We start from the raw sequence: 15,231 nt of genomic DNA on the forward strand, positions 1-15,231 counted from the left end.
CACGCAGGTGGGGTGATCGACCGATATCGGACTGTTCCGCCCAAGAAGAATGGGCGAACAAGCACAAGTTCAGCTCTTGTCGGCGAAGGAGCGGATGGCGACGCCTTCCGCCTCGAAGCGTCGGCGGATTTCTTGCGCGATGGCGACCGCGCCGGGGCTGTCGCCATGCACGCAGATCGACTGCGCCTCGATGCGGATGACGCTGCCGTCGATTGCCTCCAGCGTGCCCTCGCGGGCGAGCTGTACCATGCGGTCGGCGATTTTTTGCGCGTCGTGCAGCACGGCACCGGCTTCGCGGCGGGAGACGAGCTCGCCCTTCGGCGTATAGGCCCGGTCGGCGAAAGCTTCCGCGACGACGGCAAGGCCGGCGCGGCGTGCGAGATCGAGGATCGGAGCATTGGCGAGGCCCATCAGGACGAGCGACGGATCGATCGCCTTGATGCCGTCGATCACCGCCTGGCCCTGCTTGGCGTCATGGGCGATGCGGTTGTAGAGCGCGCCGTGCGGCTTGACGTAGCGCACGGTCGCTCCGGCCGCCGCGGCCACGCCCTTCAGCGCGCCGATCTGGTAGATCACGTCAGCGATCAGTTCTTCCGAGGTCGTATCCAGGTCGCGCCGGCCGAAGCCGACGCGGTCCGGATAGGAGACATGGGCGCCGATGACGACGCCGTTTTCCGCCGCCGCCTTCACGGTGCGGTAGATGCCGGCCGGGTCGCCGGCGTGGAAACCGCAGGCGATGTTGGCCGAGGAGACGACGGCAAGCATCGCGGCATCGTCGCCCATGCGCCAGGCGCCATAGCTTTCGCCGAGATCGCTGTTGAGATCGATCGCTACCATAGGTTCCTCCCCTTATGCGCCGAGCAGGCCGAAGATCGCGCCGGCGGACTTGTAGCCCATATACCATGTGAGTGCACAGGTCAGGACGCCGAGGACGAGCAGCCAGCGCGGATACTGGTAGCCGCCCATCAGGTCCGGCCGCGCCCAGGCGGCATACATGAAGATCGACAGGCCGATCGGCAGCACGAGGCCGTTGAGACCGCCGACGAAGACCAGCATGGCGGCCGGCGGCGTGGTGATCAGCATGTAGCAGACGAGCGAGAAGGCGATGAAGGCGACGGTGGCGAGGTTGCGCTGGCGCTCCGTCATGTCCGGTTTGAAGGCCGTGAGGAAGGAGACGGACGTATAGGCGGCACCGATGATGCTCGTCATGGCCGAAGCAAGGAAGACCGCGCCGAACAGACGGAAGCCAATATTGCCGGAGGCCGCATGGAAGGCCTGGCCCGCCGGGTTGGCCGCCTGGCCGGAAAGGTCGATCACCACGCCGCTTGCGACGACGCCGAGGATGGCGAGGAAGAGGATGTAGCGCAGCACGCCGGTAATCGCGATGCCGCTGAAGGCAGCGCGGTTGACCGCGCCGATGTTCTCGACGCCGACCGTGCCCTTGTCCAGCAGGCGATGCGCGCCGGCATAGGTGATGTAGCCGCCGACCGTGCCGCCGACGATGGTGGTGATGGTCGCGAAATCGATCGTGTCGGGCAGGAAGGTCTGGCGGAAGGCGTCTGCGACCGGCGGGCCGGAGACGATCGCCGCATAGAGGATGAGCGCCAGCTTGACGAAGGCGGCGACGAAGACGACGCGGTCCATGGCGATGCCCGCGCGGCGCGACAGGAAGATGCCGATCGCGGCGAGCGCCCCGATGGCGCCGCCGATCTTCGGGTCGAGGTCGATCATGGCGTTGAAGCCGAGGCCGGCGCCGCCGATATTGCCGATGTTGAAGAACAGGCCGCCGATGATGACGAGCACCGCGAGCAGGTAGCCCGAGCCCGGAATGGCCGCATTCGCAATGGCCGGCGCGCGCATGCGCGTCACCGTGACGATGCGCCAGATATTCGCCTGCACGACGAAGTCGATCAGGATCGAGATGAGGATGGCGAAGGCGAAGGCCGCGCCGAGTTTGACGGTGAAGGTCGCCGTCTGCGTGATGAAGCCCGGCCCGACGGCGGACATCGACATCAGGAACATGGCGGATAGCAGGGCGCGGCGCTGGGTCGCCTTGTTCTGCGCCGCGGGCACGGCATGGCTGGCCGCAAGCTCGTTCTGCTGCATGGGGGTCTCTCCCTGTCGCGCCACCCGCCCCTCGCGGTTATGGCTGTATGCTTCATCATGCGCTGCTACACAAAAATGTCAATATTGTTCAACAATTTTGTCGTATCGTTCCTTATTCCTGCCGTTTTACCAATCACATAGCGCGCGATTGGCGACGATTTTCGGCCCCATCGCCCTCCCAATCGTGCTATTGGCAGCAGGGAACGAGGGCGCCCGAGGGAAACGGAATCGGGCCGGGGAGAGTGGAATGACGGACGACGGAGATGGCCTGCCGCTTGCGGATCGACTGGCGCGGCGCATTCGCACGCTGCTGATCTCGGGCGAGCTTGCGCCCGGCCAGCGCCTGTCGGAGGCCGCCTTCAGCGAGCGTTTCGACGTCTCGCGCAACTCGCTGCGCGAAGCCTTCCGCCTGCTCACCAAGGATGGATTGCTGCGCCACGAGGCCAATCGCGGCGTCTTCGTCGCGGTGCCCAGCATGGCCTCGATCATCGACATCTACCGCGTGCGACGCATGCTGGAATGCGGCGCGCTGCGCCAGGCCTGGCAGCAGCACCCGGCCATCCGCGTCATGCGCGAGGCCGTGACGATGGCGCGGCTGGAGCGCGACCAGGCAAACTGGATCGGCGTCGGCAGCGCCAACATGAAGTTCCACGCCGCCATCATCGACCTCTCCGACAGCGTGCGGCTCAACGAATTCTACGAGCGCATCGCGGCCGAACTGCGCCTGTGCTTCGGGCTCCTGAATGACCCGGAACACCTGCATTCCCCCTTCGTCGACATGAACGACGCCATCACGACGCTGGTCGAGACCAACAAGCCGCATGAGGCGGCCGCACAGATGGAGACCTATCTCAACCTCGCCGAACGCACCATGCTGAAGGCGCTGGAGCGGGCTTCGGAACAGGCGTAGCGAGTGCGCTGCGCCTAGGCCACGTCGGCGCGGCGCAGCGGCACGACGAGACCCGTCGCCTCCGCGCGAAAAGGCTCCGGACGACCGATCGAATAGCCCTGTGCATAGTCCACGCCGATGGTTTGCAGCGCGGCGAAAATCTCCGTATTTTCAACGAATTCGGCGATGGTCTTGCGCCCGGCGAGATGCGAGATCTGGTTGATCATCTCGACGGTCATCCAGTCCGCCTTGTCCGTCAGCATGTCGCGCACGAAGCTGCCGTCGATCTTGACGTAATCGACCGGCAGGCGCTTCAGATAGGTCAAGGACGACATGCCCACGCCGAAATCGTCGAGCGCGAAACGGCAGCCCATGGCGCGCATCGCGTTCATGAAGGCGATGGCCTCGTCGAGGTTCTCGATGGCGCTCGTCTCGGTGATCTCGAAGCACAGCACGTCGGCCGGCACACGGCTGCGGCGCAGTGCATCGCGCAGGAACGGCAGGAAGGTATCGTCCTTCAGCGTCAGCCCGCTGAGATTGATGGAATAGGTGCCCGAAATAGGACCCCGGCGCCGGCCGATAATATCGAGCGCATTGCGCACCACCCAGCGATCGAGCGACGGCATCAGGCCGAAACGTTCGGCCGCCGGAATAAACGCACCGGGTGCCAGCAGCTTGCCGTTCTCTTCCAGCCGAAGCAGGATTTCGCAATGTTCTTCCGCCTCGCCTGTCCCGCCGACGGGCGCGATCGCCTGGGAGAACAGCCGGAAGCTATCGTCTTCCAGCGCGCGGTGCAGGCGCTGCACCCAGTGCAGATTGGCGGTGAACTGGGTCTGCGCCGCATCGGTCGTCTCGAAGACATGCACGCGGTTGCGCCCCTTCTCCTTCGCCATGTAGCAGGCGATATCGGCGGCGCGCAGCGCCTCCTGAAGCGTGTAGCTGCGCTCGGCGAGATGCACCACGCCAACCGAGGCGCTGATCGAGTAACGGTGCCCGTTCCAGACGAAGTCGATCGCCTCGGTGATTTCACGAAGCCGCATGGCGATGCGCAGCGCGTCTTCCGGCGAACAATTCGGCAGCACGATGCCGAACTCGTCGCCGCCGAGCCGTGCGAGCAGGTCCGTGCCGCGGATCGCCTTGACGAGATCGCGCGCCACTCGGCGCAGCAGTTCGTCGCCCGCCGCATGGCCGCCATTGTCATTTACCGCCTTGAACTGGTCGAGATCGATGAACATCAGCGCGTGACGGGTCTGCGGTCCGTCCAGCATGCGGCCGAGTTCGTCCTCGAAGAGCCGCCGGTTCGGCAGGCCGGTAAGGTCGTCGTGATTGGCGCTGAAGGACAGTTGCTCCTCGATCCTGCGCCGGTGCGCAAGGAAGCTGTTCAGCCGCCAGACGGTGAGCAGGATGAAGATCAGCGCCATCGCCACATTGCTGACGAGGAGCACGGTCTGCACCTGGCGCGTGCCCTCGCCGAGACGATCGGAGAAGCGCTTGGTGAGCGGCGTCACCAACGCGTTGATCTCGTCAAGCTGGCGCGTGATGTCGCGGCGGTCGACCTCGTTGACGTGCTGGGACGTGACCGCCTCGCCGATCGGCAGCAACTGCATCAGGACACCTTCGGCCGTGCGCCAGTCGCGAATGCAAGCCTCCATGACGGGTAGCCAGCGGAAATAACGGAAAAGCCAGATGACGCTCGGTATGTCATCGGGATGGTTGGCGCCATCGAGGAAGCCCTGGTATGCGGCCGCAATATCCGGCGGGCTCGCCTCCAGCGCCAGGCGCGCTGCGCGGTCTCCCATCGGGATCGCCATCGCCTCGTGGTAACGATCGACGAAGGAGCGGTTGCCGGATTCGGCATAGCGGTTGAGGTAATAGAGCGCGTCGTGCTGGCCCTTGGACCACAGGCTTTCGCCGGTCACGAAGGCGCGCAGCGACGAGGTGACCTCAAGGCTGAATGTCGCAAGCGCCGTCTGCAGAAGCACGATCAGCACGAAGGGCCAGGCGACGGAAATCAGGCGAAGCGTGCTCCTGGGGGATCGCTTCATGGCCGCCCTCTGGCGTTAGCGGTCGCTGTCGTCCCGTCCAAAGGCCGTACCCGTCTCACCACGTTCATTCCATGCCATCGCTTCGGTACAGACGATTGGAGCACAAGAGAGTGATGAAAGTGCTAATACAACCTTGAGATTGCATTCTATCGGGCGTTATTTGGCACAGATCGAACAGGCAAGGCACCGGCTATGAAAACGCCGAGGCCTTGCCCGAAATGATCAAGCCGCGGCGTCCGTCGCCCTCGGCTCGCTCGCCGAAAGTCGCCGCCAGAACGGCGTCATGGCCTCGGTGATGTCCTTGTAGAGCGTGTAGCGGCGATTGTAGTGCGCGGCCAGCGCGCCGTTCGGCCGGTAATGCCGCTCGACCCGCACCATGGCATTCGCCCCTTCCGTGAAATCGGCAAAGAGGCCGACGCCCGTGCCTGCCGCGATCGCCGCACCGAGCGCCCCCGTCTCGCGCGATACAGCGACCGTTACGGGCACGCCGAGCACGTCCGCAAAGATCTGCGGCCAGAGCTTGCTGCGCGATCCGCCGCCCGACAGCACCGCTTCATCGAAGGTGGCGCCCGCCTTGCGGATCGTCTCGATATGGTGGCGATGGCCGAAGGCGACGCCTTCGAGCAGGGCGCGCACGAGATGCCCCTTGGTGTGCCAGCCGGCAATGCCGTAAAAGCCGGCCCGCGCATGGCCGTCCTGCTGGGCGCCGTAGAGATAGGGGTGATAGAGCGGATCGTCCGCCGCCGGCTCCACCGCCGCCGCAAAGGCGCAGCAGGCATCGAAGGGCGAGACACCCTCCTCATGTTCGCCCTCGAAGAATTCCCGCACCAGCCATTCCAGATTGGCGGCCGAGGTGGCGCTGTTTTCCATCGCCATGTAGCGGGTGCGGTCGAAGGTCGAGGACATGAAGACCGGGCCGTCGAGATCGGGGCCATCGATGATGACCTGGTTGATGCTCCAGGTGCCGGCGATGATCGAGGCGCTGCCGGTGCGCGAGACGCCCGACCCAAGCGCCGAGGCGACGACGTCGAACAGGCCGCCGATGACCGGCGTGCCGGCGGCAAGCCCGGTTTCCCGCGCCACCTCTTCCGTCACCGTGCCGGCGATGTCGGCGCTTTCGATGAGCGGCGGCAGCAGGTCCATGCAGTCGCCAAGGCCATAGGCCTCCATCAGCGCCCTGTCATAGCGGCGTCCTGCCAGATCGAGCAGCCCGGCGCCGGACATGTCCGAAACCTCGCTGACACGCTTTCCCGTCAGCCGGTTGACCACGAAATCCTTGGAGAAGAACACCGTGCCGATGCGCTGGAAAAGCTCCGGCCGATGGCGCTTCAGCCAGGCAAGCAGCGTCGGCGTCTGCGATGGCCAGGGGCGCTGGCGGGCGAGCGGATAGGTCCGGTCGCCGACGCCTTGCGCGGCCCATTCCTCTACGAGGCCGGTCGCCCGCGTATCGAGCGACTGGATGCCGATGAGCGGTTCGCCGGCCCGGTCGAGCGCATAAAGCCCGTTGCCGTGGCCGGCGCAGCCGATCGCGGCGATGTCGCTCGCCGCGATACCCGCTTTGTCGAGGCAGGTGCGGATGACGCGCCGGGCATTGGCCCAGAGCTCGCCGAGATCGCGCTCGACATGCCCCGGGCTCGGCATGCGGCTATGGCCTTCCTCCCCCGCATAGGCCACTTCCCGGCCCGTGCGGTCGAAAATCACCGCCTTGATGATGGTGTTGCCGGCATCGAGCCCCAGCAGATAGTTTTGCATTCTGAACCCCTCCCAAGGTTCGCGGCCATCAAGCCTGCTGGTACAGCGCGAAGGCTTCCTCGCCGCTCGCATCCTGGTGGATGATCGCCATCAGCCCGCGCACCACCGCACTCGGATTGGCATGCTGGTAGATGTTGCGCCCATAGACCATGCCCACTGCGCCCTGCCGCATCAAGGCCGCGGATTTGTCGAAGACGGCGCGAAGATCCTCCTTGCCGCCGCCGCGCACCAGAACCGGGCAGCGCGCGGCTTCCACGACGCGGTGGAAATCCTCCGCATTGGTCGTCGGGTCCGCCTTGACGATGTCGGCGCCCATCTCGCGGGCAAGCCGCGTCAGGGTCACGATCTTTTCCGCATCGCCATCGACCATGTAGCCGCCACGCTCCGTGACGGGCTGCATGACGAGCGGCTCGATCATCAGCGGCATGCCGTATTTCTCGCAATCCGCCCGCACGCGCGAAATATTCTGCACGCATTGGCGGAAGAGGTCCGGCTCGTCCGGCAGCATGAACAGGTTGACCACCACGCAGGCGGCATCCATCTGCAAGGCGCCGATCAGCGGCTCGGCCTCGTTCTGCAACACGGCCCACATGTCGCGGTGGCGGATGCGGTTATAGGGGTTGCCCATGTCGATGCGCATGACGAGCGCCGGCTTGTCCTTGCCGGGAATGTCCTGCAACAGGTCGGCCTGGCCGTAGTTCATCTGGATGGCATCCGGCCCGGCATCGACCAGCGCCTTCACCACGGCCGGCACGTTCTCCAGCCCGTCGAGGAAGGACGGCTCGTTGCACACGCCGTGATCGATCGCCACATCCAGGCAACGACCGTTGCCGAACAGCCGGTTCATCCGGACCTTGCGGTTGTCTCGCATAATTCACTCCTTTGTTCGTTCCTTGCGGAAAGGCTTTTTTCGGTGACGCCGTGGCGCTCACCCATGAGGGTTAGAAAACGGCTGCGCTCGTCGGCGGCACGCTGGGGGGACCAGCCTTTTTCGGCGGCCAGCACGTCGAGGGTGGCCTCGGTCATGGCCAGCGAAAGTTCGCCGGTAATGGCAAGCGTCGTGCGGCGCGTCAGCAGGTCATCCAGATGCTCGACCGCTTCGGTGCGGATGAGATGGATCAGTTCGCGGACGCTGTAGCCGCCATGCGGCAAAGCATGGTCCGGCGCCGTGGCGATAAAGCGGGCAACATCGGCGGCATCCGTGCCGTAGCGCTCGAACAGCAAAACGGCGCGTTCCGTAGAAATGCCCGTCGAGGCCGCGAGGTCGCGAACCCAGCCGCTGCCGTCCTTCGGAAACGCCCGGCCACCGCCGATGGTGCGCTCCGCGGTATCGACACGGCGCGACTTTCCGAGCCGCTCCAGCGCCATATCGGCCGCCATCTCGCCGAACGAGCGGAACGTCGTCCACTTGCCGCCGATCATGCAGAGCACCGGCGGCCCGCCGTCCTGGCCTTCCAGCACGGTGCAGAAATGGTCGCGCGGGATGCGGCCGGTAAAGCTGTCATTGCTCGCCGGCAGCGGGCGCACGCCGGCGAACTGGAAGACGATCTCCTCCGGCCGGATTTTGACGCCCGGCAGCACGAAGGCGAGCGATTGCAGGATATAGTCCCGCTCATCCGCCTCGCAGCGCACCGTGCCGGGATCGTCAACACGGATATCCGTCGAGCCGACCAGCACCTTGCCGAGATAGGGGAAGAGAATGCAGATACGGCCATCCTCGTTCTCGTAGTAGATCATGTGCCCGTCGAGCATGTCGCGCAGGCCGGCATTGTCGATGATCAGATGCGAGCCCTTCGTACCCCCCACCAGCGGCGCGGGACGCGCCGCCTCCGGGAACAATGTGCCGTTCGCAATATCGATCCAGCCGCCGGTCGCATTGATGACCAGCCTTGGCTGGATGGACAGCGTCTCGCCGGACACGCCATCGCGCAGCAAAAACTCGCCCGCGCCGGCCTGCTCGACCGTCGCATAGTTCAGGGCCTTGGCATTCGAACCAGCGGAGAGGCCATCGCGCAGAAGCTCGATGCCGATGCGCTCCGGATGGCTGACCCAGGCGTCGTAATAGGTCGCGGAATTGCGGATCGCCGGATTGAGCGCCGGCCATTTTTCCAGCGTCGCCTTGCGGCCGCGGAACTGGTGTTTCGGCATCAGCGCGCGTTTGCGCGTCAGGAAATCATAGATGCCGAGGCCTGTCTTGATGGCGATGGCGCCGCGGCGGCTGGGGCGGCGGGTGAGGCCGAGGAAACGTACGATGCCGTTGGCGAGACCGGAAAAGACATCGAAGATCGGCACCGTCGTCGGCAGCGGCGCGACATAGTGGGGGGCGTTGCGCAGCAGCCGGTCACGCTCGACGAGCGATTCCTGCACCAGGCTGAATTCGCCGTTTTCCAGATAGCGCAGACCACCGTGAACCATGCGCGAGAGGGCGGCACTGGCGCCGGAGCAATAGTCGTCCTTCTCGACGAGGAGCACGTCGACGCCCTGCAACGCCAGCTCGCGGAAGACGCTGAGCCCGTTGATGCCGCCGCCGAGGACGCACACGTCCACCTTCGGGCTCCGGCGAAGCCCGTCCATTGTCTCTGCACGGTTCATGATGGCAGCCCGTTATCCGTCCATGGTGGCGAGTTGCGCCGATATGGCGGCGTTGATGGCCGCAAGATCGTCACTCGAAAGCCTGAGCGTGCCGGCCCGCGCATTGTCGATCGCCTGCGCCGGGTTTCGTGCGCCGCAGAGCGCGAAGGTCACGCCTTCCTGCGCCAGCGTCCAGGCGATCACCGCCTGCGCGATGCTGGCGCCGTGGCGTTCCGCGACCGGCCGGATGGCCTCGGAAAAACCCTTGGCCTTCTGGCGGTTGGCGACGGAAAAGCGCGGATTGTCCTTGCGCTGATCGTCGCCGGCAAAAACCCGGTCCGGTCCGATCGTGCCCGACAGCAGGCCGAGCGCCAGCGAGGAATAGCTGAGCGTGGACACGCCGTTGGCAATAGTGAGCGGCAGCAGGTCCGCCTCGATCTCGCGATCGATCATGCTGAACCGCTCCTGGATCGCATCGAGCGACCCTGTCGCAATATATTGTTCGAGTTCCGACCGGTTGACGTTGCTCGCGCCGATCGCGCGGATTTTTCCGGCCTTTTTCAACTCTTCCAGCGCCGCGACCGTCTCCTCGATCGGCGTCGTCGGGTCCTGCCAGTGGGTAATGTAGAGGTCGATATAGTCCGTGCCGAGACGGCGCAGGCTTTCCTCGACCTCGTGGATGATCCCATCGCGGCCGAGATAACGGTGGACCGGCTTGCCATCCTGATCAAAGAAGTGATTGCCCTTCTGCGTGTGCCAAACGAGCCCGCATTTCGTGGCAATCACCGCCTTGTCGCGGCGGCCTACAAGCGCCTTGCCGACGATCTCTTCCGAGCGGCCGAGGCCATAGGCGGGCGCGGTATCGATGAGGGTCACGCCGGCATCGAGCGAGGCCTGGATGGCGGCAATCGATTCCGCCTCGTCCGTGCCGCCCCACATCCAGCCGCCGATCGCCCAAGTGCCGAGGCCGACGGCGGATGCCTTGACGCCGGAGCGTCCGATGTCACGGGTCAATTGTTCGCCGCTCATGCGGAAAATCCTTCCTGGGATGCCATGTCGAGAATGCGTGCGCCGGTCGCCTCGTCGGTGACGAGCGTGTCGAGATGGTTGCCGCGCAGCACGCTGAGGATCGGGCCGGCCTTGTTGGGGCCGCTCGCGACGCCGATCTTCGTCGGGATCGAGGCGAATTCCTTGAGCGTCAGCGAGACCAGCGAGCGGTTGAGGCTGTAATCGCAGACCCGGCCGTGATCGTCGAGCAGGTGGGCGAGCAGTTCGCAGCTTGCGCCCGAGCGCTCGATCGCGGCACGGTCGGTGCTGGAGGACGGGTGCAGGTCGTAATAGCTCGAATCGTCCGTGAGGATCGAGCCGATGCCGACCACCGCCACCTTCGCCTCGCGCGCCCGCTGAAAAACGTCGGCGACGGAGCGCATGTTGATCAGCATTTCCCGCTGCTCGGCATCGTCGGCAAAGAGCGGCGCATGGATCTGGTAGGAGCGCCCGCCGAGCCGATCGGCCATCATCGTCGAGACGTGGTTGACGTCGGTATAGTGTTTGCCCTGCACGCAGCCCGTGCCGGGAATGACCTCGACATCGAAGCGGCGCGGCGCCTGGAGGCCGGCGACGACGGCGCTGACGCCCTTGCCGCCGGTAATGCAGATCGTGTCGCCATCGGCGATTTCTTCGAGCAGCAGCCGGGCCGCGGCTTCGCCGACCGCTTGCAGCGCCGTCTGCGGATTGTCGGAGACCGTGGGCACCACGACGGCGCGGCTGATGCCGCCCAGCGCCAGAAGCCGTTCTTCCATGTCGACCAGAGGCTCGACGGGCGACTTGATCTTGATTTCCACGAGGCCGAGCTGGCGGCCGCGCTTGATGAGGCGGTTGACGGTGGCGTGCGAGAGGCCGAGCTGGTCGGCGATCTGCGCCTGCGTCAGGCCTTCCAGGAAGTGCAGCACGAGCGCCTGGTGCATCTGGCGGGCGATGACGATCTCTTCGCGTGGCGCCGTGGTCTTGGGTTTCAGCTTGGCGATCGGCATGTCAGGCGGCCTTCCGCTTGTGCATGAAATGGTCGATGGAAACGGCGGCGAGCAGGATGCAGCCCTTGATCATGTCCTGCCAGTAGACCGAGACATTGAGCAGGATCAGCGACGAAGTAACGACCGAGAGCAGCGCGATGCCGAGGATAGCACCGAGAATGGTGCCCGAGCCGCCGTTGAGCGAGGCCCCGCCGATGACGGCCGCGGCGATGATGTTGAGCTCCATGCCGGCGCCGAAGGTGGGGGTCGCGGCACCGAAGCGGGACATGTAGATGACGCCTGCAACACCGGCGAGCGTCGAGCACAGGACCGTCACCCAGAACTTCACCTGGTTGGTCTTGATGCCGGAATAGAGCGCCGCCTTCTCGTTGCTGCCGGTGTAGAAAACCTTGCGGAAGGCGGTCGCCCGGCGCAGCAGGAAATCGAACAGCACGACGACGGCGACGAAGATCAGGATGACATAGGGAACGCCGTAGAACGTGCCCTGCCCCACCGCCTTGAAGCCGGCCGGCAGCGTGAAGAGCGACAGCGGCGTGCCCTTGGTGATGATGAGGCAGAGGCCGCGCACGATCACCATCGCTGCCAACGACGTGATGAAGTGGTTGAGGCCGACGACCGTCACGAAGAAGCCCATGATGCCACCGATGGCGCTGCTCGCCAGAATGCCGACCAGAGAGGCCGTCCACGGGTCGAGCCCGGCGAGGAACAGTGAGCCGGACAGCACCATCGCGAAGCAGACGACGGAGCCGACCGCCAGATCGATGCCACCGACGATCAAAAGGATCGTCATGCCGACGACAACGATGCCTTCGACGGAAAAGCTCATCAGCATGGCGCGGAAATTGCCGAGCGTCAGGAAGTGCGGCGAGGCGAAGCTCATGATCACGCAGAGCGCGAGGATGATCGCGATCAGCCCGGCCTCGCGCATCGTGCCGATGCGCTTGAAGGACGATGTCTTCGGCGCGCCTGCCGCCATCGTGTCGATTGCCATTCCCGTCTCTCCCAGTTTCTTCTCACGCGGCATGGTTCGCCGCCTTTGCCGTGCCCATGCCCGAGGCCAGGCGGATCACGGCCTCCTCCGTCATCTCGTCCGCGCCGAGTTCGCCTGCGATGCGGCCTTCGCGGACAACAAGCACCCGGTCGCAAAGGCCGAGCAGTTCCGGCATTTCCGAAGAGATGACGATGATGCCGATGCCCGAGCGCGCAAGATCGCGCAGCAGGCGGTGAATTTCCGTTTTCGCGCCGACATCGATGCCGCGCGTCGGTTCGTCCATCAGGATGACCTTCGGCTTCACCGCAAGCTGCTTGGCGATCGCCACCTTCTGCTGGTTGCCGCCGGACAGCGATTTGACCGGCGCGTCGACGCCGCTCATGCGCACCCCGAGCCGCCTGGCAAAATCCTCCGCCAGTGCAGTCTCCGCACGGCGTTTCAGCAGGCCAGCCGGATTGGTCAGCGCCTTCAGGTCCAGCACGGAAATGTTCTGTGCGATGGACAGTTCGAGAAAGACACCGGACCCCTTGCGGTCCTCGGACAGGTAGACGATGCCGGCTTTCACGGCATCCGAATAGGATTTGATCTTCTGCGTATCGCCATGCAGGCGCACCGTGCCTTCCGTGCGCGGCCGAAGCCCGCAGATGCCCTCGGCGATTTCGGTGCGGCCGGAGCCGATGAGGCCGCCGATACCGAGGATTTCGCCCTTGCGCAGCTTGAAGCTGACATCCCGGAAGCGCGCATCGTCGCCGATGCGGTCCACTTCGAGGATGGTGGTGCCGGATGCCTCGTCCGCGCCGAGCTTGTCCGGATAGAGCTGCGTGATCTCGCGCCCGACCATGCGGCGCACCACGTCGTCCGGCGTCACGTCGGCAATGCGGTCGGTGCAGACATAACGGCCATCGCGGAACACGGTAACGCGGTCGCAGAGGCTGAAAATCTCGGCCATGCGGTGGCTGATATAGATGATCGAGATGCCATTCGCCTTGAGGTCGCGGATGATCGAGAAAAGCTGCTGCGCCTCGGTTTCGGTCAAGGCGGCGGTCGGTTCGTCGAGGATCAGCACGCGGCAGTCGAGCGTCAGCGCCTTGGCGATCTCGACGAGCTGTTGGCTGGAAATCGGCAGGTCGGCGACCTTGCGGCGAACGTCGATGGCGGCAAGCCGGTTCATTACAGCCTGCGCATCGCGTTCCAGCGCGCGGTAATTCATGAAGGGCGTGCGGCGGCGGTTGGTCGCGGCCATGAACATGTTTTCGGCAACCGTCGCATCCGGGCAGAGCGCGATTTCCTGATGTACCAGGCCGATGCCGAGCGACTGGGCGGCAGCGGGCGAGGCGATGCGCACGGCCTTGCCGTCGACGCGGATTTCGCCTTCGGTCGGCTGCAGCACACCGGCGATGATGTTCATCAGCGTCGACTTGCCGGCGCCGTTTTCGCCGCAGAGCGCATGGACCTCGCCGCGTTCGAGCGTGAAATCGACGTCGGTCAACGCCTTCACTGCCCCGAAATGCTTGGTCACGCCGTGAATGGTGAGCACCGGCTCCGCCATCGTCTTCCTCCCTCTCCTTTCGAGACCATCCGCGCCGCGAGGCGCGGATGGCGTTCGCTTAGGAGCTTACTCCTCGATGCCCTTGGTGCCGCGACGCTTCAGGTACTTGTCCCAATAAAAGTCGTCGGCATTTTCGGCGGTCACGATCGACAGGCCATTGTCGACGACCGGGATGCTCATCGGGTTGAAGCCGGAGCGCTTGGCGTCGTTCATCGGGTCGATGAGTTCCGGATGCTTGGCGAGCCACAGCAGCATGAAGCCCATATAGCCCTGCATGCCCTGGTTCGGGTTGATCGAGCCGAAGACTTCGCCGGCCTTGATCATGTCGAGGATGTTGGCGTTGACGTCCGCGCACATGACGAGGACCTTGCCGCCCGCTTCCTTGTTGGCCTGCGCCGCGCCGATAGCGGAGTTGGCTTCCGGCATGAAGACGGCGCCGAGGTTCGGGTTGGCCTGTATGAGGCTCGACAGGCCCTGATAGGCCTTGGTCGGATCCTGGTTGGAAGCGGCGCGGCCGACCAGCTTCATGTCCGGCCACTTCTCTTCCATGCGGGCGATGAAGGCGGCGATGCGCTTGTCGTGGTTGTCCTGGCCCGGATTTTCGAGGACCGCATATTCGCCCTTGCCGCCCAGCTTCTCGGCGATCGCGTCGGCGGCATAGGTGCCTTCGCGGGTGTTGTCCGAGGTGATGAAGGAAACGCGCTTGGAGAGCGGCGAGTCAGCGGCGAAGGTGACGACCGCCGTCCCCTGGTCGATGGCGCGGTTGATCGGCTCGATGAACGGGTCGGAGTTCATCGGGTGTACGAGAATACCGGCCGGGTTCTGCGCCAGCGCCTGGTCGAAGGTGGCGATCTGCTTGTTGACGTCATATTCCGGCGTGCCGGTATATTCCGTCTCGCAGCCGAGCTGCTGGCCGGCCTGCTTGAACATTTCATAGACCGGGAACCAGTATTCGACGCCCGAGACCATGACGTTCATGACGTATTTTTCGCCCGGCTTGCAGCGGAACGGGTTTTCCGTCTCGGCCGCCGCGGAACCGGCAAAAAGCGTTGCTGCGAGGACCGCCATCGCGGTCGTGCTCAGAAAAGTGCGCAAGTGTCCTCCTCGGGGCAAAGACCCCTCCCAAAAACCCGTTGGCGCCGAAACGACGCCGATGATCGCGTTGAAATCCGGATTTCCTCCTCGAAGTCCGGTATGGGCAGGTAACCGCATGACGCAGCTCCTGTCAATATAATTCATGATATGAAATATATTTCAGGATTATAGCCTGAAATCAAGCCCACGAGGTGAAATAT

The 15,231-nt window shown here is 64.7% G+C and carries 12 protein-coding genes; 1 reads left to right on the top strand and 11 read right to left on the bottom strand.

The features are described from left to right. Positions 1-69 precede the first annotated feature (69 nt). Both AC1RWL_RS07625 and AC1RWL_RS07630 read right to left on the bottom strand, forming a co-directional pair. Entirely contained in the window at positions 70-837 is a 768-nt protein-coding gene (locus tag AC1RWL_RS07625) for a LamB/YcsF family protein (protein WP_493094131.1), read from the bottom strand. A gap of 12 nt (positions 838-849) precedes the next feature. Further along, on the bottom strand, positions 850-2,106 hold the full coding sequence (locus tag AC1RWL_RS07630) for an NRAMP family divalent metal transporter (protein WP_439625434.1): 1,257 nt from the start codon (positions 2,104-2,106) through the stop codon (positions 850-852). A 247-nt stretch (positions 2,107-2,353) separates the two neighbouring features. Here AC1RWL_RS07630 and AC1RWL_RS07635 point away from each other — a divergent pair, with 247 nt between their 5' ends. Further along, positions 2,354-3,016 carry a GntR family transcriptional regulator gene (locus tag AC1RWL_RS07635; RefSeq protein WP_439625432.1) on the top strand — a complete coding sequence of 221 codons (663 nt, stop codon included), beginning with the start codon at positions 2,354-2,356 and terminating at the stop codon, positions 3,014-3,016. A gap of 14 nt (positions 3,017-3,030) precedes the next feature. Here AC1RWL_RS07635 and AC1RWL_RS07640 read toward each other — a convergent pair whose 3' ends face one another. From AC1RWL_RS07640 to AC1RWL_RS07680, 9 genes are all read right to left on the bottom strand, one after another. Beyond that, positions 3,031-5,040, bottom strand: a complete 2,010-nt coding sequence (locus AC1RWL_RS07640; protein ID WP_493094132.1) for a putative bifunctional diguanylate cyclase/phosphodiesterase — start codon at positions 5,038-5,040, stop codon at positions 3,031-3,033. Between the two features lie 222 nt (positions 5,041-5,262). Beyond that, positions 5,263-6,792, bottom strand: a complete 1,530-nt coding sequence (locus AC1RWL_RS07645) for an FGGY-family carbohydrate kinase (RefSeq protein WP_493094133.1) — start codon at positions 6,790-6,792, stop codon at positions 5,263-5,265. 28 nt (positions 6,793-6,820) lie between these two features. Beyond that, a complete protein-coding gene (locus AC1RWL_RS07650; protein ID WP_493094134.1) occupies positions 6,821-7,663 on the bottom strand; it encodes a class I fructose-bisphosphate aldolase in 843 nt (280 codons plus the stop codon). Then, positions 7,636-9,384, bottom strand: a complete 1,749-nt coding sequence (locus AC1RWL_RS07655; protein WP_493094135.1) for a glycerol-3-phosphate dehydrogenase/oxidase — start codon at positions 9,382-9,384, stop codon at positions 7,636-7,638. The genes AC1RWL_RS07650 and AC1RWL_RS07655 overlap by 28 nt, the downstream gene beginning before the upstream one ends. 12 nt (positions 9,385-9,396) lie before the next feature. Further along, entirely contained in the window at positions 9,397-10,392 is a 996-nt protein-coding gene (locus AC1RWL_RS07660) for an aldo/keto reductase (protein ID WP_493094136.1), read from the bottom strand. After that, a complete protein-coding gene (locus AC1RWL_RS07665) occupies positions 10,389-11,396 on the bottom strand; it encodes a sugar-binding transcriptional regulator (RefSeq protein WP_256116426.1) in 1,008 nt (335 codons plus the stop codon). The genes AC1RWL_RS07660 and AC1RWL_RS07665 overlap by 4 nt, the downstream gene beginning before the upstream one ends. A gap of 1 nt (position 11,397) precedes the next feature. Continuing rightward, a complete protein-coding gene (locus AC1RWL_RS07670; protein ID WP_439615746.1) occupies positions 11,398-12,387 on the bottom strand; it encodes an ABC transporter permease in 990 nt (329 codons plus the stop codon). 22 nt (positions 12,388-12,409) lie between these two features. Then, positions 12,410-13,936: a sugar ABC transporter ATP-binding protein gene (locus tag AC1RWL_RS07675; RefSeq protein WP_493094137.1), complete on the bottom strand. Its 1,527-nt coding sequence runs from the start codon at positions 13,934-13,936 to the stop codon at positions 12,410-12,412. A 66-nt stretch (positions 13,937-14,002) separates the two neighbouring features. After that, on the bottom strand, positions 14,003-15,031 hold the full coding sequence (locus AC1RWL_RS07680; protein WP_256116423.1) for a substrate-binding domain-containing protein: 1,029 nt from the start codon (positions 15,029-15,031) through the stop codon (positions 14,003-14,005). Positions 15,032-15,231 lie beyond the last annotated feature (200 nt).

It is taken from the genome of Shinella sp. GW821-FHT10F02 (assembly GCF_058809275.1).

What these genes read in the sequence shown, in the direction of transcription:
- AC1RWL_RS07635 (WP_439625432.1), top strand. Translation starts at nt 2,354, where the DNA reads ATGACGGACGACGGAGATGGCCTGCCGCTTGCGGATCGACTGGCGCGG.
- AC1RWL_RS07630 (WP_439625434.1), bottom strand. Translation starts at nt 2,106, where the DNA reads ATGCAGCAGAACGAGCTTGCGGCCAGCCATGCCGTGCCCGCGGCGCAG.
- AC1RWL_RS07660 (WP_493094136.1), bottom strand. Translation starts at nt 10,392, where the DNA reads ATGAGCGGCGAACAATTGACCCGTGACATCGGACGCTCCGGCGTCAAG.
- AC1RWL_RS07665 (WP_256116426.1), bottom strand. Translation starts at nt 11,396, where the DNA reads ATGCCGATCGCCAAGCTGAAACCCAAGACCACGGCGCCACGCGAAGAG.
- AC1RWL_RS07675 (WP_493094137.1), bottom strand. Translation starts at nt 13,936, where the DNA reads ATGGCGGAGCCGGTGCTCACCATTCACGGCGTGACCAAGCATTTCGGG.
- AC1RWL_RS07625 (WP_493094131.1), bottom strand. Translation starts at nt 837, where the DNA reads ATGGTAGCGATCGATCTCAACAGCGATCTCGGCGAAAGCTATGGCGCC.
- AC1RWL_RS07670 (WP_439615746.1), bottom strand. Translation starts at nt 12,387, where the DNA reads ATGGCAATCGACACGATGGCGGCAGGCGCGCCGAAGACATCGTCCTTC.
- AC1RWL_RS07655 (WP_493094135.1), bottom strand. Translation starts at nt 9,384, where the DNA reads ATGAACCGTGCAGAGACAATGGACGGGCTTCGCCGGAGCCCGAAGGTG.
- AC1RWL_RS07650 (WP_493094134.1), bottom strand. Translation starts at nt 7,663, where the DNA reads ATGCGAGACAACCGCAAGGTCCGGATGAACCGGCTGTTCGGCAACGGT.
- AC1RWL_RS07645 (WP_493094133.1), bottom strand. Translation starts at nt 6,792, where the DNA reads ATGCAAAACTATCTGCTGGGGCTCGATGCCGGCAACACCATCATCAAG.
- AC1RWL_RS07640 (WP_493094132.1), bottom strand. Translation starts at nt 5,040, where the DNA reads ATGAAGCGATCCCCCAGGAGCACGCTTCGCCTGATTTCCGTCGCCTGG.